General features: G+C 74.5%; 22 protein-coding genes. 14 read left to right on the top strand and 8 right to left on the bottom strand.

The window, feature by feature from the left end; all coding sequences use genetic code 11:
- Positions 1–27 precede the first annotated feature (27 nt).
- The 4 genes from ACFXGI_RS26385 to ACFXGI_RS26370 form a co-directional block, all read right to left on the bottom strand.
- Positions 28–699 carry a DUF4097 family beta strand repeat-containing protein gene (locus tag ACFXGI_RS26385; protein WP_384711369.1) on the bottom strand — a complete coding sequence of 224 codons (672 nt, stop codon included), beginning with the start codon at positions 697–699 and terminating at the stop codon, positions 28–30.
- A 210-nt stretch (positions 700–909) separates the two neighbouring features.
- Complete coding sequence (locus tag ACFXGI_RS26380) at positions 910–2172, bottom strand: MFS transporter (RefSeq protein WP_384711366.1); 1263 nt, start codon at positions 2170–2172, stop codon at positions 910–912.
- Positions 2172–4331, bottom strand: coding sequence for a phenylacetate--CoA ligase family protein (locus ACFXGI_RS26375; RefSeq protein ID WP_384711364.1), 2160 nt, complete (start codon positions 4329–4331; stop codon positions 2172–2174). The genes ACFXGI_RS26380 and ACFXGI_RS26375 overlap by 1 nt, the downstream gene beginning before the upstream one ends.
- On the bottom strand, positions 4328–5515 hold the full coding sequence (locus ACFXGI_RS26370) for an acetyl-CoA carboxylase biotin carboxylase subunit family protein (RefSeq protein ID WP_384711361.1): 1188 nt from the start codon (positions 5513–5515) through the stop codon (positions 4328–4330). The genes ACFXGI_RS26375 and ACFXGI_RS26370 overlap by 4 nt, the downstream gene beginning before the upstream one ends.
- A gap of 465 nt (positions 5516–5980) precedes the next feature.
- On the opposite strand from ACFXGI_RS26370, the gene ACFXGI_RS26365 reads away from it, so the two are divergent.
- From ACFXGI_RS26365 to ACFXGI_RS26340, 6 genes are read left to right on the top strand one after another with little or no spacing between them, the layout of a single operon-like run.
- The gene (locus ACFXGI_RS26365; RefSeq protein WP_363124885.1) at positions 5981–6433 is read left to right on the top strand and encodes a cobalamin-dependent protein; all 453 of its coding nucleotides are present in this window, start codon (positions 5981–5983) and stop codon (positions 6431–6433) included.
- The gene (locus ACFXGI_RS26360; protein WP_384711358.1) at positions 6430–7827 is read left to right on the top strand and encodes a methylaspartate mutase; all 1398 of its coding nucleotides are present in this window, start codon (positions 6430–6432) and stop codon (positions 7825–7827) included. Before ACFXGI_RS26365 ends, ACFXGI_RS26360 begins: the two co-directional genes overlap by 4 nt.
- On the top strand, positions 7824–8786 hold the full coding sequence (locus ACFXGI_RS26355) for a transporter substrate-binding domain-containing protein (protein WP_384711355.1): 963 nt from the start codon (positions 7824–7826) through the stop codon (positions 8784–8786). The genes ACFXGI_RS26360 and ACFXGI_RS26355 overlap by 4 nt, the downstream gene beginning before the upstream one ends.
- 30 nt (positions 8787–8816) lie before the next feature.
- A complete protein-coding gene (locus ACFXGI_RS26350; protein ID WP_384711352.1) occupies positions 8817–9857 on the top strand; it encodes an aspartate-semialdehyde dehydrogenase in 1041 nt (346 codons plus the stop codon).
- Positions 9854–10957, top strand: a complete 1104-nt coding sequence (locus tag ACFXGI_RS26345) for an aspartate kinase (RefSeq protein WP_384711349.1) — start codon at positions 9854–9856, stop codon at positions 10955–10957. Before ACFXGI_RS26350 ends, ACFXGI_RS26345 begins: the two co-directional genes overlap by 4 nt.
- A 5-nt stretch (positions 10958–10962) precedes the next feature.
- A complete protein-coding gene (locus tag ACFXGI_RS26340; RefSeq protein ID WP_384711346.1) occupies positions 10963–12000 on the top strand; it encodes an oxygenase in 1038 nt (345 codons plus the stop codon).
- 6 nt (positions 12001–12006) lie between these two features.
- Here ACFXGI_RS26340 and ACFXGI_RS26335 read toward each other — a convergent pair whose 3' ends face one another.
- Positions 12007–12930 carry a LysR family transcriptional regulator gene (locus ACFXGI_RS26335; RefSeq protein ID WP_384711343.1) on the bottom strand — a complete coding sequence of 308 codons (924 nt, stop codon included), beginning with the start codon at positions 12928–12930 and terminating at the stop codon, positions 12007–12009.
- Between the two features lie 47 nt (positions 12931–12977).
- Complete coding sequence (locus ACFXGI_RS26330; protein ID WP_384711340.1) at positions 12978–13187, bottom strand: hypothetical protein; 210 nt, start codon at positions 13185–13187, stop codon at positions 12978–12980.
- Between the two features lie 313 nt (positions 13188–13500).
- Here ACFXGI_RS26330 and ACFXGI_RS26325 point away from each other — a divergent pair, with 313 nt between their 5' ends.
- Positions 13501–14505 (top strand): helix-turn-helix domain-containing protein, encoded by a 1005-nt coding sequence (locus tag ACFXGI_RS26325; RefSeq protein ID WP_384711337.1) that lies wholly within the window; start codon positions 13501–13503, stop codon positions 14503–14505.
- Positions 14506–14555: 50 nt separating this feature from the next.
- Here the strand turns inward: ACFXGI_RS26325 and ACFXGI_RS26320 are convergent, their stop codons facing one another.
- Positions 14556–15077, bottom strand: a complete 522-nt coding sequence (locus tag ACFXGI_RS26320) for a flavin reductase family protein (RefSeq protein WP_384711334.1) — start codon at positions 15075–15077, stop codon at positions 14556–14558.
- On the bottom strand, positions 15074–20335 hold the full coding sequence (locus ACFXGI_RS26315; protein ID WP_384711330.1) for a MupA/Atu3671 family FMN-dependent luciferase-like monooxygenase: 5262 nt from the start codon (positions 20333–20335) through the stop codon (positions 15074–15076). The genes ACFXGI_RS26320 and ACFXGI_RS26315 overlap by 4 nt, the downstream gene beginning before the upstream one ends.
- A gap of 150 nt (positions 20336–20485) precedes the next feature.
- On the opposite strand from ACFXGI_RS26315, the gene ACFXGI_RS26310 reads away from it, so the two are divergent.
- The 7 genes from ACFXGI_RS26310 to ACFXGI_RS26280 are packed head-to-tail and all read left to right on the top strand — an operon-like array spanning position 20486 to position 26859.
- Positions 20486–21256, top strand: coding sequence for a 2OG-Fe dioxygenase family protein (locus ACFXGI_RS26310; RefSeq protein WP_384711327.1), 771 nt, complete (start codon positions 20486–20488; stop codon positions 21254–21256).
- A gap of 16 nt (positions 21257–21272) precedes the next feature.
- Positions 21273–22373, top strand: coding sequence for a M20/M25/M40 family metallo-hydrolase (locus tag ACFXGI_RS26305; RefSeq protein WP_384711442.1), 1101 nt, complete (start codon positions 21273–21275; stop codon positions 22371–22373).
- A complete protein-coding gene (gene lysX, locus ACFXGI_RS26300) occupies positions 22370–23239 on the top strand; it encodes a lysine biosynthesis protein LysX (RefSeq protein WP_384711324.1) in 870 nt (289 codons plus the stop codon). Before ACFXGI_RS26305 ends, lysX begins: the two co-directional genes overlap by 4 nt.
- A complete protein-coding gene (locus ACFXGI_RS26295; protein ID WP_384711321.1) occupies positions 23236–23592 on the top strand; it encodes a hypothetical protein in 357 nt (118 codons plus the stop codon). Before lysX ends, ACFXGI_RS26295 begins: the two co-directional genes overlap by 4 nt.
- Complete coding sequence (locus tag ACFXGI_RS26290; RefSeq protein WP_384711318.1) at positions 23589–24944, top strand: DegT/DnrJ/EryC1/StrS family aminotransferase; 1356 nt, start codon at positions 23589–23591, stop codon at positions 24942–24944. The genes ACFXGI_RS26295 and ACFXGI_RS26290 overlap by 4 nt, the downstream gene beginning before the upstream one ends.
- A complete protein-coding gene (locus tag ACFXGI_RS26285; protein ID WP_384711315.1) occupies positions 24941–25840 on the top strand; it encodes a transketolase in 900 nt (299 codons plus the stop codon). The genes ACFXGI_RS26290 and ACFXGI_RS26285 overlap by 4 nt, the downstream gene beginning before the upstream one ends.
- Complete coding sequence (locus ACFXGI_RS26280; RefSeq protein ID WP_384711312.1) at positions 25837–26859, top strand: transketolase family protein; 1023 nt, start codon at positions 25837–25839, stop codon at positions 26857–26859. The genes ACFXGI_RS26285 and ACFXGI_RS26280 overlap by 4 nt, the downstream gene beginning before the upstream one ends.
- The last annotated feature ends 38 nt before the right edge of the window (positions 26860–26897 follow it).

Raw genomic sequence — 26897 nt, 5'->3', positions numbered from 1 at the left:
CTTCCTTCTCCGAGGGTGGTGGGGGGGTCAGAGGCTGCGGGCGGTGATGTCGCCGTGGGCGGTGGTCGCCCGGATGTTCAGACCGGCGGCCGCGCCGTCGGTGTTGTGGAGGGAGTTGGCGATCCGGCCGTAGGAGGTACCGGCGTCCAGCGAGGCCGACACCCCGCGGGCGGCGCCCACCGAGATGTCACCGGACTCCGTCCGCAACACCACCGTCCCGCGCACCGCCTCATCGATGCGCAGATCACCCTTCTGCGTCCCGATCTCCGCGTCCCCGGCCAGACGGCCGACCCAGATGTCACCGGCCTGAAGAGCCAGCCGGGCAGAAGCCGTCTCATCGAGGCGCACCGCGCCCTGCGCACCCTCGAACACGACCTCACCAAGACGCCCGACCCCGCGGAACTCCACCGCCGCCGTCCTCGCCTCCACCCGCGAACCGGCCGGCACCCGGACCGTCACCTCCACCGATCCCGAAGCACCCAGCACCTGATGCTTCGCCACCGCCGTCGCGATCCGCAGCACACCATCCGCGAAGCCGACCGCGGCCTGCTCCGCCGCCTTCACATCACGGCCCTTCGAAGCGTCCGCCGGCCGGACCTCGACCACGGCATCCGCCCGATCCGCGGCGATCAGCTGAACACGCCCCGCGGCAACGTCCAGAACGACGGCGATCGGGGCAATGGTCTCGAACTTCTGCATGACAATCTCCTGTTGCGCTCACTCGCTGTTTCCGATGAAGGAAAAGCTACGTAGCGTTCAGAGATCACGCAACGGATTCGTTGCGCGCTTTATCCATCAATGCAGGTCAGAGCGGTAATTTCATTGCAATGGGTGTGTAGATAACGCAACGTCAGCCAGCATGTCGTTGCAATGGATGAGGAGTGAACGCTCAGGCGGGGGCCGTCCGGGTCAGCGGGCCGGCTCGGGGGCCGCCGCTTCGGCGGGCTCGGGGGCCTGGCGGGGCATCGTCGTCGTGGCGGCCGCCAGCACCGTGAAGGCCAGCATGACGGCGGCCGTGGCCAGGAAGCCGGCGGTGAGGGAGACCCCGGCGAAGTGGCCGACCAACGGCATCAGCACGGTGGTGGCCACGCCGATGGACAGCATGCGCAGGCTGGCCATCTTCGCCTTCTCCCCGTCGCCCGCCCGGTTCTGGAGGCCCGTCAGGAGCCAGGTGAGGGCCGAGAGGTTGGCGAAGCCGGCCGCGAGCAGGGCCGCCAGGTGGACCGCCGGTGCGGCCGACAGCCCGAGGGCCAGGGCCGCCGCGCCCTGGAGTGCGCACCACAGCGGCAGCAGCGCGGCCCGCTGCGTGTGCCGGGTGAAGAAGGAGGAGGCGATCATGCCGAGGGCGAAGACCGCCTCCAGCAGGGAGACGTACTGGCCGCGGCCGCCGTAGTGCTCCGCGACCAGCGGGACGACGAGGGTGCTCACGCAGGACTGGAAGACGAAGTCGGCGGCGCACAGCACGATCGCGCCGAGGACGGCGAGGTCGCCGCGGTAGCGGTGGAACATGGCCCGCCAATCGTGCAGGGCCAGCGGCAGCGCCGTACGCAGCACCCCGGCGGCCGGGCCGCGCGGCTCGGGGGCCGTCGCCGGCAGGCTGCGTACGAGCGCGGCGACGGCCAGCGCGACCACCGTGTCGGCCAGCAGGGCTCCGGCCAGGGAGGTCCGGAGCAGCAGCAGGCCGAGCAGGGCCATGCCCGTCAGCGCCCCCACCTGGACGGCCACGTTGATCAGGGCGTTGAGCCTGGCCCGGCGGGCCGGCTCGACGTGCCAGGCGGTGTACTTGAACAGGGCGGCGCGCTGGACGTTGTCCACGAACGCCAGCAGGACGACGCCGGCGGCGATCAGCGCCACCGCGCCCGGCGGCCGGGTCAGCCCGGTCAGGGCGAGCCCGGCGACGGTGACGGCGCGCGCGAGGCTGCACGCGGTGTGCACGTGCCGCGAGTCGAGGGCGTCGACGAGGGGCCCGGAGAAGGGCAGGACGCAGACGGCCGCGGCGCCCTGCAGGGTCAGGGCGAGCGCGAAGGCCTGCGGGCTTCCGGTGAGCTGGTACAGGAGCTGGCCGAGGGCGAGCAGGTAGACGCCCATGCCGATGCCCAGGAGGGCGATGGAGGTCAGCACGGTGGGGACGGCGCGGTCCCGGACGGGGCCCGGGGCGCGGCCGCCCGGCATCAGGCTTCCACCCGGCGGTCCACGACGGGGCGGATCTTGCCGCTGGCCGGGTTGCGGGCGAGGGCGCCCGGGGCGTGGCATTCGACGCGGAAGTCGGCGGGGCCCGCGGGGGCGGCGCCGTCTTCGTAGATCCGGCTGCCGGCGAGGAGCGGGAAGCGGTCGGCCAGATGGGCGCGCAGTTCCTCGGGCCGCAGCGGGCCGGGGGACTCGGTGCGGACGGTGAGGGTGTCGCGGCCGTCCTGCGAGGTGATCTCGGCCTGGAGCTCGGAGACCCCGAACCCGGATACGGCGTCGAAGAGTTCGGCGTGCAGAAGGGCGGCGCCCATGAGGCGGACGACGCCGTCGGAGCGGCCGTGGTATTCGAGGGTGCGGCCGGAGATCCCGCAGGGGCAGTCGTGGTGGACGAAGCGGCCGCGGTCGCCGATGCGGTAGCGGATCAGCGGGCCCTCGCCCTTCTGGAAGGTGGTGGTCAGCAGCTCTCCCGCGGTGCCGTCGGGCAGGGGGCGGCCGTGGTCGTCGACGACTTCGAGGTAGTTGTAGTCGTCGTTGACGTGGTGGAGCATCCCGTCGAGGGCGGCGCACTGGTAGCCGAGCTGGGCCCCGTCGTTGGCGGCGAGGACGCTGGAGACGATGCGGGTGCCGAGGTGCTCGCGCAGCCAGGTGCGGTCGGCGCGGCCCATGGCCGTGCCGAGGTAGAGGACCTTCTCGATGCGCAGGAGCGGGTCCTGCCGGTACGCCTCGCGCAGCAGCGGGACGATCATGGTCGGTACGCCGATGACGGCGTTGGCGCCGAAGCTGCGGGCGAGCATCAGGAGGGACTCGGGGGTGGCGGCCTGGGCGGTGGTGCAGCATTCGAGCGGCATCCGGCTGAACTCGGTGACCGTCGTGGTCAGTCCGCCGTAGAGGTCGCCGCCGAAGAGGGTGTTGACCAGGCGGTCGCCGGGTTCCAGCCCCATGGCGTAGAAGAGCGGGACGGCCTCGCGGACCATGTTGTCCCAGTCGGTGCGGGCGTAGACGATGTAGCGCGGCGTGCCGGTGGTGGAGCCGCTGCGCAGCACCTCGCCGGTGGGGCGGGCACCGCTGGCGAAGCCGCGGCCGGCGGGGAGCGAGTGCGCGGCGAGGGCCGCCTTGCCGAGCACGGGAAGACCGGGCAGGTCGTCCAGGGTGCGTACGGGGGGCAGGTCCCGGTAGTACGGGGACCTGCGGGCGCGGGATGCGGTGTGGCGCAGCCGGGCGTCGAGGCGGCCGGTGCGGCGGGGGTCCTCGGCGGCGCGGGCGGCGGCGAGGGTGGTGCCGTGGAGGCGGGTGCGCCGGCTGAGGGCCGCGGTCCAGGCGGCGCGGCAGTCGCTGCGCAGCACCCCGGCGGTGAACGCGTCCTGCGCGGGCAGCCCCCGGCCGGCCGGGAACCGCGTCACCAGCGGCTCGGGCCCGGCGCTGCCGGGGGTGGCGTAGAGGGCGGGGTCCCAGCCGGGGCTTCCGTACGGGGCCGCGTCGCCGGCGGGGGCGTCGTGACGGGCCGGATCCCCGGCGGGAGCCGCGTGCCGGGCCGGGGTCCGGGCGGGTGCGTCGTACGAGGCCTCGGCTTCGGCCCGCGCGGCGAGGGGCAGCAGGTCGGGTACGCACAGCGGGGTGCCGTGCGCGGCCGCAGGGGTGTCCCGGGGGACGGCGCGGGCGGTGGGCAGGGGCAGGCCGGGGCGGTGGAGGAGGGCGGTGAGCGCCCGCCAGAAGCCGGGGTCGGCGGTGCGCACGGTGACGTGGTTGCCGGTGGCCCAGGCGAGCAGGAGGCCGCGCAGGGTGGTGCCGGAACGGTCGTCGTCGAGGACGACCGTTCCGACGGGCCGCAGCTCGTCCACGTCGTTGGTGTCGGTGAGCGGCTGCCAGGGGTACTGGGCGAGGCCGCCGAGGAGCTCGTCGAGCCCGTCGGCGAACTCCTCGCCGGCCCCGAAGAGCGGTCGCAGGGCGGCCAGTCGGTGCGCGTCGAGCAGCTCGTCGAGCCCGGACCCGGGCCGGTCGGCCTCCTCCATCGCGAGGAGGAGGTCGGTCGGGTAGTACCGCACGACCCGCCCGGCTCGGGGCCCGGCGGGCATCGCGGGCGCGGGCGCGGCGACCGCCGTGGGGGTTGCGGGGGCGGACGGTCGCGCGGGGGCGGGGGCGGTCATGCGGCTTCCTCGGAGGGGGTGGCGGCGGCTTCGGCGCAGGCGTGGAGGTAGGCGCGCAGGGCTGCCGGGTCGGGGTGGGAGGCTTCGACGGCCAGCGGGACGAGCCACTCCTGGTAGGTGATGTGACGGGCCGCCGGGGTGCCGGGCGGGAGGGTGTGGATCCGGTCGGCGCAGGGGTGGTCCAGCAGGTGCGCGGGGAGGGCCGCGGTGTGCGGGCGGTCGGCGGGCAGGTGGTGTCCGGGGACGACGAGCCAGCCGTGGTAGCGCCCGCTGGGGGTGTCCGGGGCGGGCCTCGGCAGGCCGAGCCGCAGGGCGATCTCGTGCGAGGGAAGGTGGATTCCGGTGTGCCGCAGGTGGGCGTCGACCACCCCGGCGCCGCCCATCCGGTTGGCCACCTCCAGGAAGACGAGCTCGTTCCCCGCGGTCTCGAAGAACTCGAGGTGGACCGTGCCGCAGTCGATGCCGAGCGCGGCGACGGTGCGGCGGGCGAGGTCCCCGTACCGCTCGTCGGGCGGCAGTTGGTGGGAGCCGAGCGGGATGCCCGCGGCGTAGTCGGCGGGCTTGCCCACGTACCGGCTGGTGACGCTGTGGACGAGTACCCCGTCCTGGACGAGGCCGTCCGTGTGCAGGATGTCGCCGTCGACGTACTCCTCCAGCTCGTACGCCTGCGGCTCGGCCAGCGCGCGGTGCGCGGCCAGGGCGCGGCGGGCGCCGGGGAAGACGGAGACGCCCTCGCTGCACGTGCCGCGGCGCGGTTTGAGGACCGTGGCCCCGGACCAGGGCAGCAGGGCATCGCGCGGCGGCGCGGCCGAGAAGCGGGGGGTACGGATGCCGGACCCGGCGAGCGCCTGCTTCATGCGGACCTTGTCGTGGGCGAGTTCGGCCTGCTCGGGGGTGGGTCCGGGCAGGCCGAGGTGGCCGCGGACCCGGCAGACCGCGAGGACGCCGAACTCGGAGAGGGACAGCACCGCCTCGTAGCCGTCGGCGGGTGAGGTGCGCGCGATGACGCCGGCGGCGAAGTCCTCTTCGGCCGGGACGGGCAGCCGCCGGGCGGGCAGGTCCTCGGGCAGGTCGGCCAGCCGGTCGGCGTGTCCCGCATAGGTCACGTCGTGGCGCCGGTGGTCGATGGCCCGGTCGTAGCCGGCCTTGCGGTACGGCAGTTGGTGAAGGACGAGGATCTTCATGCCTGACGCTCCAAGGGGACTGCCGTCCGCGGCGCGGGGACGGCGGGAAAAACCCTTGTTCAGCCGCCGGGGCCCGGTCAACGCGGGGCGTGCGGGAATGACGATGCGCGCCATCGCCTCTTTCGATCGCCCGTCCGGTCGGCTGCCTGCCGGCGGGGCCCGGCCTTGGGCCGTGTCTTTCGGATCAGAGCGGGCCCGGGGCGGCCGGCACCGCGCCTCGCTGCGTTCTCGCCGGTCGCCGGCACACCACGTCGACTCCCTCCTCGGCCTTGCGATGCACGGCACCGGACGCCCCGGGCTGATCCGCCCTGATCCGAAGGACACGGCCTGGCCCCTGACCTCGGAACATCGAATTCTTCGATGTCGGCGATAGCGGTTCTCCATCGACGGCGCGTTGAATCGGCGCGGGCAGCGCCACGAGGATCGGTGTACCGCCTGCGCCGATCCGCCACCCGGGGGTGTCCCATGCCGAAGTACCGAAGCCGCTCGGGGAAGTTCGTCGTCTCCGGGGTCTCTTCCGACGCGCACACCTGGAACCTGGTCTTCCTCCAGCTGATGCTGGAGGAGCGCGGCCACGAGGTGGTCAACCTTGGCGCCTGCCCGCCCGACGACGAGGTCGTCGCGGCCTGCCTGCGCGAGCGCCCGGACGCCCTGGTGGTCAGCACCGTCAACGGGCACGGCCACATGGACGGCGAGCGGCTCGTACGGACCCTGCGGGCGCACCCGGACCTGGCGGAGCTGCGCGCCGTCATCGGCGGCAAGCTCGGCGTGGACGGCGCGGCCGACCGCCACGTGGACGCGCTGGTGGCTGCGGGCTACGACGCCGTCTTCGCCTCCGAGCACGGGCTGGAGGAGTTCGCGGACTTCCTGCGGGAGCTGCGCCCGAGGCGCCGCGCGCCTGCGGAGCCGGTCGCATGAGCGGGCCCGGCGCCGCCGGCGCGGGCCGGTTCGCGGCGCACGTGCGCAGGGCCCGGGAGTCCGGGTCGCTGGTCGTACAGCCGCGGATGGGATTCGCCGGCGCACGCCGGATGCGTGAGGGGCTGCGCGCGGTCCGCGATGTCGCGGCGCCCACGGCGGGCACCGTCACCGTGGACAGCTACACCCGGGTCGGGCAGTACGCGCGGGCGCTGGAGGCGCTGCGCTCCGGGGCGGACTTGAACGGTTTCCCCCTCGTGGCCCATGGGGCGCAGCGTACGCGTGAGGTACTGGACGGGGTGGCTTCGGAGGACTTCCCCGTCCAGGTGCGGCACGGCTCGGCGCTGGCCGGGCGGCTGGTGGCGGCGGTCTGCGCGGCCGGGGCGGACGCCACCGAGGGCGGCCCGGTCTCGTACTGCCTGCCGTACGGGCGGGTGCCGCTGCGGGACTCGGTACGGGCCTGGGCGCGGTGCTGCGAACTGATCGCGGCGCGCGCGGAGCCGATGCACCTGGAGACCTTCGGCGGCGGCATGCTGGGGCAGTTGTGCCCGCCGTCGATGCTGGTCGCGCTGAGCGTGCTGGAGGCCTTGTTCTTCCGTGAGCACGGGGTGCGCTCCCTCTCGCTCAGCTACGCGCAGCAGACGCACCCCGGGCAGGACCTGGAGGCGCTCGCCGCGCTGCACCGGCTCGCCGCGGAGCGGCTGGAGGGCGGCCCGGACGGCGGCCCGGACGGCGGCCCGGACGGCGGCCCGGACGGCGGCCCGGACGGCGGCCCGGACTGGCACGTCGTGCTGTACACGTTCATGGGGGTCTTCCCGCGCTCGGCGGCGGGCGCCCTGCGGCTCCTGGAGGAGAGTGCGCGCCTCGCGGTGCGCGGCGGGGCGGCCCGGCTGGTGGTCAAGACGCCCGCGGAGGCGCACCGGATCCCGACCCTGGACGAGAACGTGGCCGCGCTGGAGTTCGCCGCGGCCGTGGCCGCCGACGAGCGGGACCGCATCCGCGTCCGTGCCCGTACGCGTGCGCGTCCGCTGCCGGCGCCCGTCACGGGCCCGTACGGCGTGTACGAGGAGGCCGCGCTGCTGGTGGACTGCGTGCTGGAGCAGGCGCCCACGGTGGGCGAAGCGCTGCTGCGGGCCTTCGCGACGGGGCTGCTGGACGTGCCGTACTGCCTGCACCCGGACAACGCGAACCGGGCGCGGGCCGTCGTCGACCCCTGGGGCGTGCTGCGCTGGGCGGACCCCGGCCGGGTCCCGCTCCCCCCGCGGACCCGGCGCGCCGTGTCCCCGGACGCGGCGGTCGGCTCCCGGCAGCTGCTGGACATGCTCGGCTTCAACGAGCGCCGCTTCGACGTGGAGGACGTACTCGGCCGCCGCCTCGCCGACGGGGCGGCCGCATGAGCGCCGGCCGGGGCGGGAGCACCCTCGCCGCCGTACGGGCCCGCGGGGCGCTGCGCGCCGTCGTCAGCCGGGGTGTGCCCGGGTTGTCGGCGTGCTCGGCGCGCGGGGTGTGGTCGGGGCTGGACACCGACGTGGCCCGGGCCGTGGCCGCGGCCGCGCTGGGCGACGGCGACGCCGTGGAGTGGGTGCCCGCCGATCCGGCGGACCGGCTCTCCGTGCTGGCGGCGGGCGGGGCGGAGCTGACGGTGGCCAACACCACCTGGACGATGGGCCGCGAAGCCGCCTGGCCGGTCCTGTTCGCCGCCGTGACCTGCTACGACGGCGAGGGCTTCCTCGTTCGAGCGGCGGACGGGATCACGGGCCCCGCCGGTCTCGCGGGGCGTGAGGTCGCGGTGCAGGCGGGTACGACGAGCGCCGCCAACCTCGCCGCCTGGTACGGGCCGAGGGGTCTCGCCGTCCGCGTACGCGAGTACCCGACGCCCGCCGCCGCGCTGGCCGGCTACGCCGACGGCGGGTGCGCCGCGCTCGTACTGGACCGGGTCGCGCTGGCCGGGCAGCGGGCGCTGCTCCCCGTACCCGGCGGGCACACGGTCCTCGCCGAGACCGTCTCGCGCGAGCCGATGGCCGCCGCCGTCCGCGAGGACGACCCGGGCTGGCTGCGGCTGTGCCGGTGGGTGGTGAACCTGCTGCTGGCCGCCGAGCACGAGGTGGCGCAGGCCGGCCCCGGGGACGGCGGCCGCGCCGCCGCCGCCCTGGAGCGGGTGGCCCGGGCGGCGGGACGGCACGGGCCGGCCGCGGGGCTGGAACCGCGGTGGGCCGCCCGGGTCCTGGCCGCCGTCGGCACCTACGCGGACGTGTACGAGCGCGCGCTGGGACCGACCTCCGGGCTGGACGTGCCGCGCGGCCTCAACGAGCTGTGGACCGGTGGTGGTCTGCACTACCCGGTTTCCCTGTACTGACCGACTGAACGATCGAGATCGGAGATTCGTGTGACCCTCGTCAGCGACCCCTCAGCGCCCCGCATCGCCATCATCGGGGCGACCGGCGCGGTCGGTGGCACCCTCGTCGAGCTGTTCGAGGAGCGGAAGCTGCCCTACCGCGAGCTGTACCTGGTGGCCTCGCCGCGCTCCGCCGGCCGGGAGGTGTGCGTGGCGGGCCGCTACTACACCGTGCGGGACCTGGAGGAGTTCGACTTCACCTCGGTGGACCTGGCGTTCTTCTCGGCCGGTACGGCCGTCAGCGAGCGCTGGGTGCCGGTCGCCACGGCCGCGGGCGCCCTCGTCATCGACAACACCCGCGCCTTCCGCATGGACCCGGCGACCCCTCTGGTGGTCCCGCAGGTCAACGCCGCGGAGCTGGACCGGCGGCCGGACAGCGGTACGGTCGCCAACCCGAACTGCTCCACCATCCCGCTGGTGCGGCTGCTGGACGCCGTCGGCCGGCGCTGGGGGCTGCGCCGGGTCGTGGTGAGCACGTACCAGGCGGCTTCGGGGCTGGGGCACTCGGGCATCGAGGAGCTCCAGGAGGCGACCGCGCTCGCGCTCCAGGACCCGGGCGCCGAGCCGCTGTCGAAGCGGTTCACCCCCTCGCTGGCCTTCAACGTGCTGCCTCGGATCGACGAGGTGCTGGAGAGCGGCTTCACCCGCGAGGAGGAGAAACTGCTGCACGAGTCGCGGCGGATCCTGGACCTGCCGGGACTGGACGTGACGGCGACGTGCGTACGGGTGCCGGTGGTCAACGGGCACTCGGAATCGGTGTGGGTGGAGTGCGCCGACGAGGTCGACCGCGGCGAACTCGTCGCGCTGCTCGGCGCGCTGCCCGAGGTGAGCGTGTACGACGGACCGCAGGCCCAGCCGCCGGTGCCGGCCTCCCTGGAGGACCCCGACCGGGTGCACGTGGGCCGGATCCGCGTCTCGCCGAACGACCCGCGGGGCTTCTGGCTGTGGCTGGTCGCCGACAATCTGCGGGTGGGCGCGGCGCTGAACGCGGTGCAGATCGCGGAGGAACTCCTCGCCCGGGGCACGCTGTGAGCGCGGCGCGGGTCCTCAAGTTCGGCGGGTCGAGCTTCGCCGGGCCGGACGGGTACGAGCGCGTCGCGGACGCGGTCGGCCGCCGGCTGCGGGAGGGGCGCGGCCCGCTGGCCGTGGTGGTGAGCGCGGGTCCGGGCGAGACGGAGGCCTTGCGGGAGCGGCTGCTGGGCATCGACCCGCATCCCGAGGACGAGACCCTGGCCGGGCTGCTGACGCTGGCCGACACGGCGGGCGCGCAGCTGCTGGCCGCGGCCCTGCACCGGGCGGGCATCGGGTCGGCGGTACTGGCCGGGCAGCAGCTGGGCCTGGTCTCGGACTCGGTGTTCGCGCGGGCCCGGCTGGTGCACACGGATCCGGGGGCGCTGGCCGCGGCCCTGGCCCGGCACGAGGTGGTGGTCGTACCGGGCGGGCAGGCCGTGGACGCGCGGGGCCGGCCGACCTGGCTCGGCAAGAACAGCTCGGACCTGTCGGCGGTGGCGGTGGCCGCGGCCGTCGGCGCGCCCGCGTGCGAGATCCACTCGGACGTGGACGGCATCTACAGCGCGGACCCGCACCTGGTGCCGGGGGCGCGGCTGCTGCCGCTGGTCTCCTACGACACGGCCTCGCTGCTGTCGCTGCACGGCGCGAAGGTGATCCACCGGCGGGCCGTGGAGATGGCCCGCAAGTGCGGTGTGGAGCTCGTACTGCGGCACGGGCGGCCGCCGTTCGCCCACGGCACCCGGGTGGGCGCGGCGGGCGAGCCGGTACGCGCCGTGGTCCTGAACCGGCGTTCCGTCGCCCTGCGGTACTCCGGCGAGGCCGAGGCCGACCGGGCGTACGCGGCGCTGCGCGCGGCGAACGCGGACGCCGTCCGGCTGGGCGAGGGCCCGCTGGTCGTGGCCGTCGGCGGGTTCCTGGACCTCGCGGAGTTCCACCGGCGCCGGGGCCTGGCCCCCGGATCGGGCGCGGGCGTACCGGTGACGGTGCTGCGCGGGCCGGTGGCGACCACGCATCTGGCGGCCGACGCGGACGGGGCCGTGGCCCTCGCGCGGCGGCTGCACGGCACGTTCGAGAACGGCCCGGCCTCCCGTGCCCGGCCCCTGAGACTCGCAGGAGTGTGACGCACATGACCATGACTGTCGCCGACATCCTCGGCACACGGCCGGACAGCGGCTCCACGCTCGCCGTCTGGGACCTGCCCGATTCCGTGCGCGAGGCGGTGGGACGGGACCTGGCGCAGCTGGCCGACCCGGCCGCGGACCTCGACTGGGCCACGGCCCGCTGCCACCAGGTCTTCGCCCAGCTGCCGACCGAACTGCTGCGCCGGCTGCTGGACTTCGGCCGGCACCCCGACACGCCGGGGGTGGCGCTGGTCGGGAACCTGCCCCAGGACGCCCTGCTGCCGCCCACCCCGCTCGACGGCGGGCCGAGCCCCGCCAAGGGGACCTTCGTCGCCGAGGGGGTGCTGCTGGGGCTGAGCGGACTGCTGGGCGAGCCGGTGGGGATGCTCACCGAGAAGGACGGCCGGATCGTCCACGACGTGGTGCCCGTCCCGGGAGGCGAGCACACCCAGACCAACCAGGGCTCGCGCGCCTTCCTGAACTTCCACAGCGACATCGTCCACGACCCGGCGGGCCGCTACGACCTGGCCAATCCCGACTTCCTGGTGCTGAACTGCCTGCGCGCCGACCATGACGGCGAGGCCGTGACGTACTACGCGGACGCCCGCGACATCGCGGCCTCCCTCGGGGACGATCTGCTGACGACACTGCGGAGCCCGCTGTTCCGGCTGAACGCCCCGGGCGGCTACACCCGGGCCCACGCCGGCGGCCGCGAGGTGCTCTCCGATCCGGTGCCCCTGATCGGAGGCGCGGCGGCCTTCCCGGAGATCACCGTGGCGGCCAACGGGGTCCGCCCGATGACCACCGCGGCCGGCACGGCGCTGCTGCGGCTCCAGGAGGTCTGCCGTTCGGTGGCGCAGCCCGTGCGGCTGCGGCCCGGGCAGGCCCTGCTGGTCAACAACCGCAAGGGGGTGCACGCCCGTTCGGTGTTCACGCCCCGCTACGACGGGCTGGACCGCTGGGTCCAGCGCACCTACGTGCGGCGCAGTCTGTGGACCATCCGCCACCGCGCCTCGCCGACCGCCCGCCGCGTCCACCTGTGAGCCCCTTCAGGCGGCCGCCGCGGTGGCCGCGGCCACCGGCCGGTAGTACTCGGACATGAAGGAGACGGTCTGCTCGACGAACAGGCGCATCTCCCGCGACAGCTGCTTGCCGCGCCGCCAGGCGAGCTGGGTGAACACCTCGAAGGGCGGCTCCCAGTCGAGGACGGCCAGCTGGCCGCTCTCCACGGCCTCGGCGACGGTCATCGTCGGCAGCAGGCTGATGCCGAGGCCCGCGGCCACGCCCCGCTTGATGGACTCGATGTTGCCGAACTCCAGGAAGGACACCGGCTCGCCCGAGCCGTCGTTCAGTTCGGCCTCGAACAGCTCGCGGTAGGCACAGCCGGCCTCGGGGGCGAGGACGGCGGCCGTGCGCAGGTCCTGCGTCGTGAGGGAGCGGGCCAGGGCGAGGGGGTGGCCGGGAGCGGCCACCACGGACAGCGGCTCGGAGCCCAGGACGGCGGTCTGCACCCCGGAGTGCTCCGTCTCGGCCTCCATCAGGAAGCCCAGGTCGAAGGAGCCCTGGCGCAGCGAGTGGCAGGTCTCGGCGCACAGGCTGGGGCGGAGCACCAGCTGCAGCAGTGGGTAGCGGTGGTGGAAGTACTCCAGGACGGGGGGCATCCGGTAGGAGATCAGGCTCTCCATGGTGCCGATGGTCAGGACCCCGGAGGGGTCCCCCAGGCCGGCGGTCACGCCCCGCGCCTCGTCGGCGAGGGAGAGGATCTGCTCCGCGTACGGCATCAGGCGCTCACCGGCCGGGGTGAGCTGGATCTTGCCGCGGAGACGTTCGAAGAGCTCGACGCCGAGGGAGATCTCCAGTCCCTTGATCTGCGCGGTGACGCTGGACTGGGCGTACTTGAGCTCGGTGGCGGCCCGCGTGAAGCTGAGCAGTGTCGCCACCCGGTGGAAGGTCGTCAGCTGTCGGATGTCCACGTGGTCTCCCGCGGGTTCGGAGCCGGCTGCCTCGGTGTCCGGTCCGGTCAGCCCCAGCCCATGTCGTCACCCGTGCCGCTGCCGGTGCCGGTGCCGCCGGTGCCCGTGCCGGGGGCCGGCTGGGTGGCCGCCGGCGGAATGGGCCCGTCGGCCATGACCGTGGCGGTCGCAGCGCCGCCGGCCGGCAGGATGCACAGGGCGGCGAGGGCGAGGGCGGCGGTCTTGGCGGCGATCGGGGCGAAGCGGGCGCGGAGCATGAGCGGTCCCATCCAGGAGTCGGGGTGAGGTACTCGAACTCCCCTCGCACGTCCCGCGGTTGACGTGGTTCGGGGGGTTCTGCCGAGTTCTGCGGCGGCTGTTTTCCGCCGTGGCTCAAGCATCCTTCGAGCGGTGGGTGCAGGTGAAGGGAAACCGGGTGGCCTGATTGGGCCCTGGCCCTTTCAGTCCACCGGACGGCATCACGGTGGCGCGGGGCCTCGCCGGGTGGTTTCATCCCCTCGATCGGCAGGTTGTCGTTTGGCATGATCAGGGCGGAGCGACCAGTCCGCTCTGTTCAGCAGGGGGATTCCAGTGCTTGAGTCTTTGGGGTTGGACGGCCCCACAGAATCCGTCTACCGCACGATGCTGGCCCATCCGGGGGACGACGCGACCGCGTTGGCGAAACGGCTGGGCTGGACCGAAGAGGACATCCGCCGCGCCTGGGGGAGGCTGGCAGAGCTGTGTCTGGTGGTGCAGGACCGGGCCGACTTCCCGGACCACCCGCGCGCGGTCAGCCCCGAGCTGGGGCTGGAGCACCTGCTGGCCCGCCAGCAGGCGGAGTTCGCGGCGCACCGCCAGCGCATCGCCGCCTCCCGGGCGGCCGCGTCCCAGCTCATCTCGGAGTACGCCGGCCTCCAGCCGGCCGCATCGCAGACGGGGGTGGAGCATCTCAACGGGGTGGAGGAGATACGGGCCCGGCTGGCCCGTTTCACCAACGAGGTGGAACAGGAGGTGATGGCCTTCGTGCCCGACGGGGGCCAGAGCGAGGAGAACATGGCCGCCGCGAGACCGTTGAACGAGCGCCTGCTCAAGCGCGGCGTGGTGATGCGCACCATCTACGTCGACGCGGTCCGCAACAGCCCGCCGACGGTGGAGCACGCGAACTGGCTGACCGGCCAGGGCGGCCAGGTGCGTACGGTGGCCACCCTCCCGACCCGGATGACGATCCTGGACCGCAAGACCGCGATCATCCCGCTCAACAGCGAGGACAGTCTGGCAGGGGCCGTGGTGCTGACCGGTCACGGGACGCTGACCGCGCTGTGCACGCTCTTCGAGGGCGTATGGGACCAGGCGCAGCCCTTCGGCGAGGCCGTCCAGCCCCGAGGGGGCGAGGACGGCCTCAGCCGGCAGGAGCAGGCCGCGCTGCGGCTGCTGGCCGAGGGGCACACGGACGAGGGGATCGCCAAGCGGCTGGGGGTCTCGCACCGCACCGCCCGCCGGATCGCCACGGTCCTGATGGAGCGCCTCGGCGCGCGGAGCCGGTTCGAGGCCGGCGTCCGCGCGGTCCGCAGCGGATGGCTCCCCTACGAGCCCTAGGGCCCAAGGGCCCAAGGGCCCAAGGCTGTACGGGAGCCGGGGCGCCGGGGTTACGGCCGGGGCTCGCGCAGGGAGGTGAAGGCGCCCGCGCGGTAGAGGAGGGGGAGCCGGTCCGCCGGGCCCGGGTCCCCCGTGACCAGTTCGGCCACCACGATGCGGTGGTCGCCCGCCGGCACGCGGGCGGTCACCCGGCAGACCAGCCAGGCGAGGACCCCGGAGAGCACCGGGGTCCCGCAGGGGCCGGCGGACCAGTCGGCCGCGGCGAACCGGTCGGCGCCGCTGCGGGCGAAGACGGAGGCCAGCGCGGCCTGGTCCTCGCCCAGCAGGTGCACCGCGACGTGCTCGGCGGCGGCGACCGCCGGCCAGCTGGAGGCTCCGTTCGAGACGGCGAACGCCAGGGCCGGCGGGTCGGCCGAGACCGAGATCAGCGAGGTGGCGGTGAACCCGTGGGGGCGGCCGTCCGCCCCGCGGGCGGTGATCACCGCGACCCCGGCGGCGTGCTGGCGGAAGACCGACCGCAGCAGGGTGTCGAGTGCGGGCCGCGTGGCCCGCGGGGTCTCCATGACGGTCATCCGAGGCGGCTTTCCGGGAGCAGTTCGCCGAGCGCGGCGGCGATGTCCTTGGCGCCGGTGCCCTGCATGACGGTGAAGTGGGTGCCGGGGGCGAGCCGGGTGCGGACCGGGCCGTCGGCGTGCCGCTCCCAGCCCTCGCGGAACCAGTCCAGATCGCCCGGGTCGTCGGCGACGAGCAGTTCCACGGGCCCGCGGTAGGGGGTGGCCCGCCAGGTGGAGGCCGCACGGGTCATGGCGGTGAACATCCGGGCCCGGGCCAGGATCTCCGCGTCCTCCCCGTCGCGGACCAGGCCCGCCTCGGCGAGCCGGCCGAGGACGGCCTCGTACGCGGCCTCCCGTGGCAGGGCGCGGACCGTCTCCGGGTCGGTGTGCAGCGGGGGCCGGCCCATGGAGAGGGCGAAGCTGTCGGCGAAGGCGCACACCGACTCGGCGTGGCCGAGCGGCTGCGGCAGCTGGGCCGGGGGCTGGGTGTCCACCAGGGCCAGCAGGGCCACCTCGGCGCCCTCGGCCTGGAGCAGCGAGGCCAGCGCCCAGGCGATGCCGCCGCCCAGCGACCAGCCGAGCAGGTGGTACGGGCCTTCCGGCCGGACCTCGCGGATCGCGTCCCGGTAGCGGTGCGCGAGCTCGTCGAGGGTTTCCTCGGGGGCGCCGGGGACGATGGGCGCGGCGTCGATGCCGTAGACGGTCCGGTCCTCTTCGAGGTGCTGGGCCAGCGGAAAGTAGGAGGCGGAGGTTCCGGTGCTGGAGTGGACGCAGAACAGCGGGGGCAGCTGCGCGGATCCGGAGCCGGACTTGAGGAGGGTCAGGGTGCCGCCCGGTGCGGGCACGGCGCCGGCCGTGGACGCCGAGGCGGCCTCCTGATCGGCGACGGCGGCCAGTTCGGCCACGGTCTGGTGCTGGAAGAGCTGGCGGGCGGTGATGCGCACGCCGCGCTTGTTGGCGAAGTCGACGGCCCGGATGACGGTGATCGAGTGTCCGCCGAGGTCGAAGAAGTTGTCGTGGATGCCGACCGAGGGGACCTCCAGGAGCTGCTGCCACACCTCGGCGAGGATCTGCTGGGTGGGCGTGGCCGGCGCCTGGCCGGGGCCGTCCGCGGCCGCGGCGGACGGGTCGGGCAGCTTGAAGCGGTCGACCTTCCCGTTGGCGTTGAGCGGGAGCGCGTCCAGCACGGTGTAGCGGGCGGGCACCATGAACTCGGGCAGCCGCTCGCGCAGGTGGGCGCGGAGTCCGTCGGCGCCTGGGGCTCCCTGGCCGGGAGCGGCCACCAGGTAGGCGGCCAGGTACTGGGCGCCGGCCGGGCCTCGGGCGGCGACCACGCAGGAGCCGACCCCGGGGTGGTCGCGCAGGGCGGTCTCGACCTCGCCGAGTTCGACGCGGTAGCCGCGGACCTTGACCTGGTCGTCGCCCCGGCCGAGGAACTCCAGACGGCCGTCGGGCAGCCACTTGGCGAGGTCGCCGGTGCGGTACATGCGGGCGCCGGGTGCCCGGTCCTGCCGGAACGGGTCGGGCAGGAACCGCTCGCGGGTCAGCTCCGGCAGGTTGTGGTAGCCGCGGGAGACGCCGTCGCCGCCGATGTGGAGCTCGCCGGGCACGCCGACGGGCAGCGGGGCCCCGTGCGCGTCGAGGACGTAGACGGCGGTGTTGGCGATGGGGGTGCCGACGGGGACGGTGGGGGCCTCGGTGTCGGCGCCGTCGATGGGCGCCGAGGTGGACCAGACGGTGGTCTCGGTGGGCCCGTACATGTTGTGGAAGCTGGCGCCGGTGGCCTCGCGCAGCCGCAGGGCCAGTGCGGTGGGCACGGCCTCGCCGCCGACGAGCAGGACGTCGAGGGCGCCGAGGGCCTCGCGGGCCGCGCCGGAGGGGTCGTCGAGCATCAGCTGGGCGAGGGAGGGCGTGCACTGCAGGTGGGTGACCCCGTGCTCGGCGATCAGCTCGGCGAGGGAGGCGTTGTGCGCGGGGTCCGCCGGCCGCGCCTGCCCCAGCGGGGCGTTGGCGAGGACGCGCAGCCGGTCGAGGTGTTCCAGGCCGCCCAGTACGTCGTCGGCGTCGACGCCGAAGTCGACGAGGCAGGCGAGCTCGTCGACGCCGACGGCGGAGAGCTTGTCGATCAGCTCCAGGCAGTCCTCGGGGGTGCCGAACAGGCCGCTGGTGTGCACGTACCGGTCGAAGGCGTGACCGAGGAGGGCGTCGAGGTCGTCCTCGCCGATGTTGCGGGGGTCGACGTCCACGCCCATGCGCTGGCCGAGCACCCGGACCAGGTCCAGGGAGGTGCGCAGGTAGTCGATGAACGGCTCTCGGACCAGGGCCAGGGCCCGGTCGCGGTCCTCGTCGAGGAAGGTGTGCAGCATGAGGGTGACCTTGCCGCCCTCGGTTCCGAACTTCTCGCGCCAGGTGTCGTGGTACAGCCGGATGGACTCGGCGAGCTGGTCGAGGTCCTGGCCGAGCAGGTGGGTGAGGATGTTGGCACCCTGTTCGGCGGCGGCCTTGAAGGTGGCGGGGGTGCCGCCGGAGGAGAGCCAGACGGGCAGTTCGGCCTGGACGGGGCGGGGCCGGATGCGGACCTCGACGTCCTTGCCGTTGCCGGCGGTCAGCGTGGCCGGCTCGCCGCGCCACAGCGACCGTACGGTCCGCACGCCGTCGATCATGACCTGCTTGCGGTCCTCGTAGTTCTCGGGGGCGAAGACGAAGTCGTCGTGGAGCCAGCCGGAGGCGAAGGCCATGCCGACGCGGCCGCCGGAGAGGTTGTCGACGACGGACCACTCCTCGGCCACCCGCACCGGGTGGTGCAGCGGCATGACCACGCTGCCGGAGCGGATCGCGATGTTCTCGGTGACCATGGCCAGGGCGGCGGCGGTCACCGAGGGGGCCGGGTAGAGACCGCCGAAGGCGTGGAAGTGGCGTTCGGGGGTCCACACGGCGGAGAAGCCGTGCCGGTCGGCGAACTTGGCGCCCTCCAGCAGCAGCCGGTAGCGGTTGCCGCCGGGGGCGTCGTCACCCGCGTCACTGGCGAAGTAGAAGAGGCCGAACTCCATGGGTCGGGTGCGCGGGGCGGGAGCCGAGCGCAGCAGCTCGTGCGGGCGGCCGGAGGCCACGACCACCTTGAAGCCGCGGGTCAGCGTCCAGAACATCTCGACCTCGGACATGTCGAAGGAGATGCTGCTGATCGCGAGCCAGGTGCCCGGCGAGTGCTCGCCGACCCGGTCGTCGAGACCGCGGAAGAGGTTGAGGAGCTGGGCGTGCTCGACCATGACGCCCTTGGGCTTTCCGGTGGAGCCCGAGGTGTACGTGACGTACGCGAGGTCGTGTGCGCCGACGCCGACGCCCGGGTCGGTGTCGGGGACGTCTTCGAGGGCGCCTGCCGACAGGTCGAGCAGGACGGGCCCGGCGCCCTCGGCGAGGGCGGCCGCGGCGGTCAGCCGGGCGGTGCTGTCCGCGTCGACGAGGACGGCGGCGGGGCGGGCGTCGCCGAGGACGTGGCCGAGGCGGGCCGCCGGGTAGTCGGGGTCGAGGGGGACGAAGGCGGCTCCTGACTTGAGGACGCCGAGGAGCCCGGCGGGCATGTCGAGGCCGCGGGAGAGGCAGACGCCCACCAGGGTGCCGGGGCCGGCGCCGAGGGCGCGCAGGCGGTGGGCGATCCGGTTGGCGCGCCGGTCCAGGGCCGCGTAGTCGAGGGCGGCGCCCCGGTGGACGACCGCGGTGGCCCCGGGGGTACGGGCGACCTGGGCGGCGAAGGCCGCGGGGACCCCGCCGGCGGTCTCGACGGGGACGGCGGTGTCGTTCCACCGGACCAGGATCCGCTCGTGCTCGGCGGGGGTGAGCACGGCGAGCTCGGAGAGGCGGGCGTCGGGGCGGGCGACGGCGCTCTCCAGGACCCGGCGGTAGTGGCCGAGCATCCGCTCGATGCGGTCGCCGTCGTGGAGTTCGGTGGCGTACTCGGTCATCAGGTCGACGCCGCCGGTGGAGCGCTCGGAGAGGCCGATCGTCCAGTCGAACTTGGTGGTGCCCATGTGCAGGGGCAGGCCGGTGAGTTCGATGTCACCCATGCGGACCGTCTCCACCGGGGTGCCCAGCTGGTAGATCGCGTGCTGGAAGAGCGGGTTGCGGCTCTGGTCGCGGTCGGGCCGCAGCTCCCCGACGAGCTGGTCGAAGGGGAGTTCCTGGTGCTTGTGCGCGTCGGAGACGGCGTCGCCCGTACGCGCCAGCAGCTCGCGGAAGGTGGGGTCGCCCGCGGTCGAGGTGCGCAGCACGACGGTGTTGGCGAAGTAGCCGATGAGCGGCTCGAACTCGGTGCGGGTGCGGCCGGAGAAGACGGAGCCGAGCGCGATGTCGTCCTGGCCGGTGTAGCGGGACATCAGGGCGGCGAGTCCGGCGACGGCCACCGGCAGCAGCCGGGTCCGCTCGCTGCGGGCGAGGGCCTCCAGGTCGCGGTGGAGCGCGGGTTCCAGGTACGCGCCGGCCTCGGCGCCGGTCCACTTCGGGTCGGCCGGGCGCGGCCGGTCGGACGGGAACTGGAGGGCGGGCAGCCCCTCCAGGCGCTCGCGCCAGTAGGCAAGCGAGCGGGCGCCGGCCTCGCCGGCCAGCCGCTCGCGCTGCCATACGGCGTAGTCGGCGTACTGGATGGGCAGTTCGGGCAGGACGGGGGCGCGGCCGGCCCGCCCGGCCAGGTAGCACTCGGTGAGCTCCTGCACCATGCGGGTGGTGGACCAGCCGTCGGTGGCGATGTGGTGCATGGACAGCACCAGGACGTGCTCGTCGGGGCCCTGCTTGGCGAGGGTGGCGCGCAGCATCGGACCGGCCGACAGGTCGATGCGGCGGCGGGCCTCGCGGGAGGCGGTCTCGCGGGTGCGCGCCTCGCGTTCGGCGGCGGGCAGGCCGGAGAGGTCGAGCAGCTCCAGTGCGGCGGGCGCGGGCGCGTCGACGATCTGGCGGGGGCCGTCGGGGGTGGCGAGGTAGCGCGTGCGCAGGGTCTCGTGCCGGGCGACGACGGTACTCAGGGCGGAACGCAGCAGGGGCACGTCGAGGGGGCCGCGCAGGCGCAGCGCGAGCGGGGTGTTGTAGAAGGCCAGCCCGTCGGACCACTGGTCGAGGAACCACAGGCTCTGCTGTACGGAGGACAGCGGCAGGGGCTCCTCGCGGCCGGCGGCGGCGATGCGGTCGCTGTCCTGCCGCGGCTCACGGTTGGCGCGCAGCTCTCCCAGCAGCGCGGCGCGCTGCTCGGGGGTGAGCTGTGCCAGTCGGTCGTTGACGTTTCGCGGCATGCCGGGGCTCCTCGTCGACGTGTGTGTCTGGCCCGAAGCCTGCCCGGGGCGGGCGGGCCGGTGGAGTCGGGGGAAATCCGGACTCCACCGGCGCGGCCCGGACCGGCAGCGTGATCGCCGGTCATACGCATCATTTCTGAAGGGGCGATCGTGACAAGTACGGGAGTGACCGCGCCGGACAAGGCAGTCCGGACCCGACCGCCGGCCGGCGACTGCGCCGACGGCCTGGCCCGGGAGACGGCCCGGGCCGGCTTCACCTGCCTGCGCCGCGACCGGATCCGGCACCTGCTGCCGGCGGACGCCCTGGAGGATTTCCGCGCGGCCTGGGAGGACCTGGAGCCGGACACCGGCATCCCCGGCGGGAAGCTGTTCCGGCTGCGCCGCTACGGGCGGCTGCGGGTGGAGGTGGAGGCGGACGGCACGGCCTCGTTCGCGCCGCTGCCGCACGCCTCGTTCCGCCAGGACGTGATCCACATGTGGCGGGGGCAGGACCGGGTGTTCGCGCCGATCGCCCCCGAAGTGCTCCTGCACGAAGGCATGCTGGCGCTGGTCGGGCTGGACGCCCGGGCGGCCGCGCAGCTGAGCGGCACCACCTCCTGGGAGGTCGGCATCCACCTGATCCGCATCCTGGCCGAGCCGGGCGGCGAGGGCGAGCCGACCCCCGAGGGCCGCCACCGCGACGGGCACGCGTACGTCGGGATGCACCTGCTGCGCCGGGACCGGTGCGGCGGCGGGCTCTCGACGGTGCACCCGGAGGGCGGCGAGCCGGTCCGGCTGACGCTGCTCGACCCGCTGGACTCGATGTTCGTCGACGACGCCCGCGTGACGCACGAGGTGTCCCCCATCAGCCCGCTGGGCGGCACGGCGGTGCGCGACATGCTGCTGGTGGACCTCAACCCGGCCGCCCCGGCCGGCGGGTGACGCGGGCGTGAGCGCCATGGACCGTACCGGCGAGACCGCGCTGCTGCGCTCGCTCGTCGGCATCCCGTCCGTCTCGGGCACCGAGGCCGCGGTCGGGTCCTTCCTGGCCGCGTCGATGGACCGGCTCGGCTTCGACACGCACGTCGACGCCGTGGGCAGCGTGCACGGCTCGGTCGGCCCGGCGGACGGGCCGCACCTGCTGCTGCTGGGCCACATGGACACCGTGCCGGGCGAGGTCCCGGTCCGGCTGTCGGGCGACGTCCTGTACGGGCGGGGCACGGTCGACGCGAAGGGGCCGCTCGCCGCGATGGTCTGCGCGGCGGCCCGCCTCGCGGACCGTACCGACGCGCGGATCACCGTCGTCGGCGCGGTCGACGAGGAGCGCACCTCGGTCGGCGCCCGCCACCTGGCCGGCCTGATGCGCCCGGACGCCGTGGTCATCGGCGAGCCGAGCGGGGCCGCCTGCGTGGGCATCGGCTACAAGGGCGTCTTCCGGTTCCGGATGACCGCCGAGCAGCCGGCCGCGCACACCAGTTCGCCCGAGGCGACGGCCGCGGAGATCGTCGCGGACTTCTGGTTCGGCGTACGGGAGTGGCTGCTGGAGCGGTACGGGCCCGGAACCGCGAGCGCCCTCTTCGACCAGGCGCTGCCCTCGGTCGTCGCCATGGGCGGCGGCCTGGAGGAGGCCTGGATCGAGGTGTCGTGCCGGGTGCCGGTGCACTTCGACGCCGCCGCCTTCCGGATCGCGCTCGACGAGCTGGCGGGCGGCCGGCGGATCACCGTCGTCGAACACGTGGAGGCGGTGCGGTCCTCGCGCACCGACCCGGTGGTCAAGGCCCTGTCGGCCGCGATCCGCGAGAGCGGCGCCCGGCCCGCCGCGAAGCTGAAGCTGGGCACCGCCGACTGGAACGTGGTGGGTCCGGTCTGGGGGGTGCCGACGGCCGCGTACGGCCCCGGCGACTCCCGCTACTGCCACACCGAGGACGAGCACATCGCTCTGCCGGAATACCTCACTGCCATCGACGTCCTGACGGCGGCGCTGCCGCGGCTGGCGCAGTCGGTGGCCCTGCGCACCACGACCGGTGCCCTCAACGGAATGGGAGGCGGCACGCCGTGAACACACGACGACCGCTGGCGGTACTGACCTCGCGCGTACGGCTGGAGGAGCGCCTGCTCCTGGCCGAACTGCGCAAGCGGGACATCGAGTTCGAACAGCTCGACACCCGGCGCCTGACGTTCCGGCTCGACGGACCGGGCGCACTGCCCTACCGGGGCGCGCTCAGCCGGGAGATCTCGCACACCCGCAACGCGTACGCGAGCCGGCTGCTGGAGCACCTGGGCGTGCCGGTGCTCAACAGCTCGCGGATCATCAACCTCTGCGGGGACAAGCTGCTGACCACCCTCGCCCTGCGGGAGGGCGGACTGCCCACCCCGCGCGCGATGGTCGGGCTGGTCCCGGACGCGGCGCTGGACGCCCTGGACGCCTTCGGCTACCCGGCCGTGGTCAAGCCGCTGACCGGCTCCTGGGGACGGATGGGCGCCCGGCTGCACGACCACGAGGGCGCCGAGGCGATCTTCGAGCACCGGGCCGCGCTGCCCGGCCCGCACCACCAGATCACGTACGTCCAGGAGTACATCGACAAGCCCGGCCGCGACATCAAGGCGTACGTCTTCGGCGGCGAGGTGGTCGGCGCGATCTACAAGATCTCCGAGAACTGGCGGACCAACACGGCGCTCGGCGGCCGCACCGAGGTGTGCCCGCTCACCGACGACCTGGTCAAGCTGCTGACCGCGACCGCCGAGGCGATCGGCGAGGGCGTCCTCGGCGTCGACGTCATCGAGCACAAGGACGGCCGGATGGTCGTCAACGAGGTCAACCACACGCCCGAGTTCCACGGGGCGATCGAGGTGCTGGGCACCGACCTGGTCGGCGCGTACGTGGACTACGTCATGGCCCGGCTCGCCGTCTGGGACGCGCAGTGAGCCGCGCGCCCGGCCGGCTGGCCCCCCTCCCGCTGGCCGGCCCGGTGCCCTTCGACGGCCGGGTGCTGGAGCTGCCCCGCGGCCGCTACGACTGGCTTCACCTGGAGGTGCGCGCCGCCGCGCCCGCCGAGGCGACGCTGTGGCTGCACTTCGCCGGGGGAACCGACCCCGAGACCGCCGAGATCCCGGCGGGTGCGGCCGTACGGCTGCGCGTGCCGGTGACCCGCCGCGACGAGCTGGAGCGCGTACGGCTGCCCGAGCGGGAGGGGCTCGTACTCCTCGCGCTGACCACCGTGGCACCGGCTCCGGCCGGCCTGCCCGATCCCCACGAGAGCGGTCTGGTGACGACATGAGCGGCACACTGGCGATGTTCGGCGGCGCCAAGACGCTGCGCCGGCAGGACATGGGCAAGGAGCTCACCGGCTGGCCGGTGATCACCGAGGAGGAGCACGCCGCGGTCCGCGGGGTGCTGGACGGCGGCCTGTTCACCTCCAACGACGCCGGACGCGGCGAGGTGTCCGCGCTCCAGCGCGACTGGGCCGCGTACACCGGGACCCGCTACTGCGCGGCCGTCTCCAACGGGACGGCGGCGCTGGAGCTGGCGCTGGCCGCGCTCGACCTGGAGCCGGGCTCCGAGGTGCTGGTGCCCGCTCTGACCTTCATCGGGACCGCGATCCCGGTGGTGCAGCGGCTGCTGGTGCCCGTCTTCGTCGACGTGGACCCGGTCACCTTCACGATGGACCCGCAGGCGGCCGCCGCGGCGGTCACCGAGCGGACCCGGGCGATCATCGTGGTGCACCTGCACGGCCTGCCCGCCGACATGACGGCGCTGCGGGCCCTCGCGGACAGCCGCGGGCTGAAGCTGATCGAGGACGCCGCGCAGGCCCAGGGCGCCGAGTACCAGGGCCGCCGGGCCGGCTCGATCGGCGATGTGAACGCCACCAGCCTCAACGTGGTCAAGAACCTGCCGACCTGCGGCGAGGGCGGGCTGATCACCACCGACGACGAGGAGCTGTACGAGCGGATCGTGCTGCGCCGCCAGTTCGGCGAGGACCTGCGGGCCGGCAAGGACCGCGACTACATCTCGCGGGTGCTGGCCGGCAACGAGAAGCTGAGCGCGGTGCAGGCCGCCTTCACCCGGCGCCAGCTGGCCCGCCTCGACGAGTACCACGCACTGCGCGCCAAGAACGTGGAGTCCTTCCTGGACCGCATCGGCCGGCTGCCGGGGCTGCTCGCCCCGCAGGTCCCCGCCGACCGTACGCACGCCTGGCACATCCTGCGGCTGCGGTTCTCCGCGGCGGGCCTGGGCCACCCCGAGGTCTCCGACGGGGCGCTGCGCGCGGTGCTGCAGCGGGCGCTGAAGGCGGAGGGCGTGCCGGTGGCCCCGTACCAGGTGGTGCCGCTTCCGGGGCAGCGGGCCTTCCGGGAGCTGTCCGGCTTCGGCGGCTACCCGTGGCGGATCGAGGGCGCGGCGCGGCCGCGCCACGACATCTCCGAATTCCCGGTCTCGCTGGCCGTGATCGAGGACTCGCTGACGATCCAGCGCATCCACCTCAACCCGGCGGCGGGCCCGGTCCTCGACCGGTGCGCGCAGGCCTTCGAGAAGGTCTGGGACCGGATCGAGGACCTGCTGCCGCTGGCGCGGGCCATGGAGTACCGCCCGCCGTGGCACGCCGCGGTCAACACCCCTGAGGAGAGCGCGTGAGCACCCTGCTCGAACCGCCCGCGACGGCGGCCGCCCCGGCGGGGCCCGCCGGTCCCGCGGACCTGGCGGACCTGGCGGACCTGGCGGACCTGGCGGACCTGGCGCACGAGGTGCGCGAGCTCGTCCTTCGGATGGGCACCACCGCGCACGGCACCCACGTCGGCGGCAGCCTGTCCGCGGCCGACGTCCTGACCGTCCTGTACCACGAGGTGCTGCGGCTGCGGCCGGAGCAGCCCGACTGGGCCGACCGCGACTGGTTCGTGCTCAGCAAGGGGCACGCGAGCGCCGCCCTGTACGCGGTGCTGGCCCAGCGCGGGTTCATCGACCGGGCCGAGCTGGCCACGTACAGCGCGCCGGGGAGCCGGCTCGCCGGGCACCCGCTGCGCCGGCTGCCGGGGGTGGAGTTCCCCACCGGCTCGCTCGGACACGGCCTGTCGCTGGCCTCGGGGGTCGCGCTGGGCCTGCGCCGCACGGGCCGGCCGGGTCGGGCCTTCGCCCTGCTGGGCGACGGCGAGCTCCAGGAGGGCTCGGTGTGGGAGGCCGCGATGAACGCGGGCCACCACCGCCTCGACAACCTGGTCGCGGTGGTCGACCGCAACGGGCTGCAGATCTCCGGCTCGACCGAGGAGTGCGTGAGCCTGGAGCCGCTGGGCGACCGCTGGCGCAGCTTCGGCTGGGCGGTGGCGGAGGTGGACGGGCACGACCTGGGCGCGCTGCGGGAGGTGTTCGCGGCCCTGCCGGACAACGCCGGGCGGCCGACCGTGGTGCTGGCGCAGACGGTCAAGGGCCGTGGGGTGCCGTTGTTCGAGGGCAAGAAGAAGTCCCATTCGGTGCAGCTGACGCCTCGGCTGTTCCAGCGGGCCCTGACCGGCCTGAACGCGAGGAGGGCACGATGACCGCCACGATGCCGGAGACGGCCGCGCAGCTGCCCGGTGCCGCCGGGTCCGATCGGGCCGCCGAGCCGTCCTGGGAGGAGCGGTACGGGGTCGCCGCGCGCGAGGTGTACCGCCGCACGCTGCTGGAGCTGGCCCGGACCGACCCGCGGATCATCTGCGTGGACTCCGACATGGGCGGCCTGGAGACGCTGTTCGGCGGGGAGCTGCCGTCGCAGTACGTCAACGTCGGCATCGCCGAGGCCAATTTGATGGGGGTCTCGGCGGGGCTGGCGGCGACCGGGCTGCTGCCCTACGCGAACACCCTGTCGGGGTTCGCGGCGGCCCGCGCCTGCGAGCAGGTGAAGATAGACGTGGCCGGGAACAACCTGCCGGTGCGGATCGTGGCGACCCACGCCGGGCTGTCGGCCGGGCACTACGGGCCCACGCACCACGCGGTGGAGGACCTGGCGATCCTGCGGACGCTGCCGAACCTGACCGTGGTGGTGCCGGCGGACGCGGTGGAGACCGAGTACGCGGTGCGCGCCACGGCGGACCTGCCGGGGCCGCTGTTCCTGCGGCTGGGCCGGGCGGCGACGCCGCTGGTGCACGAGGAGCCGTACGAGTTCACGGTCGGCAAGGCGCGCGAGCTGCGGGCGGGTACGGACGTCACGATCGTGGCGACGGGCCCGTACCCGGTGTCGATGGCGCTGGAGGCGGCGCGGGAACTGGGCGCGCGGGGAGTGTCGGCGCGGGTGCTCAACATGCACACGATCAAGCCGCTGGACCGGGAGGCCGTGCTCGCGGCGGCGCGGGAGACCGCCGGGATCGTCACGGTGGAGGACCACCTGGTGGCCGGGGGCCTCGGGGCCGCGGTCTGCGAGGTGGTGACGCAGGAGGCGCCGTGCCGGGTGCACCGGATCGGTGTGCCGGACCGGTTCTTCGACCACGTCGCCGACGAGCGGCAGTTGCTGGAGCTGGCCGGCATCAGCCCGGCGGAGATCGTCGCGGCGGCGGCCCGGCTGGCCGGCGCCCCTCGATGAGCGGCCCCGCGATGAGCGGCCCCGCGGCGAGCCGCCGG

The organism is Streptomyces sp. NPDC059355 (assembly GCF_042752335.1).
Lineage (GTDB): Bacteria > Actinomycetota > Actinomycetes > Streptomycetales > Streptomycetaceae > Streptomyces.
This window is presented reverse-complemented; position numbering and strand designations above follow the sequence as displayed.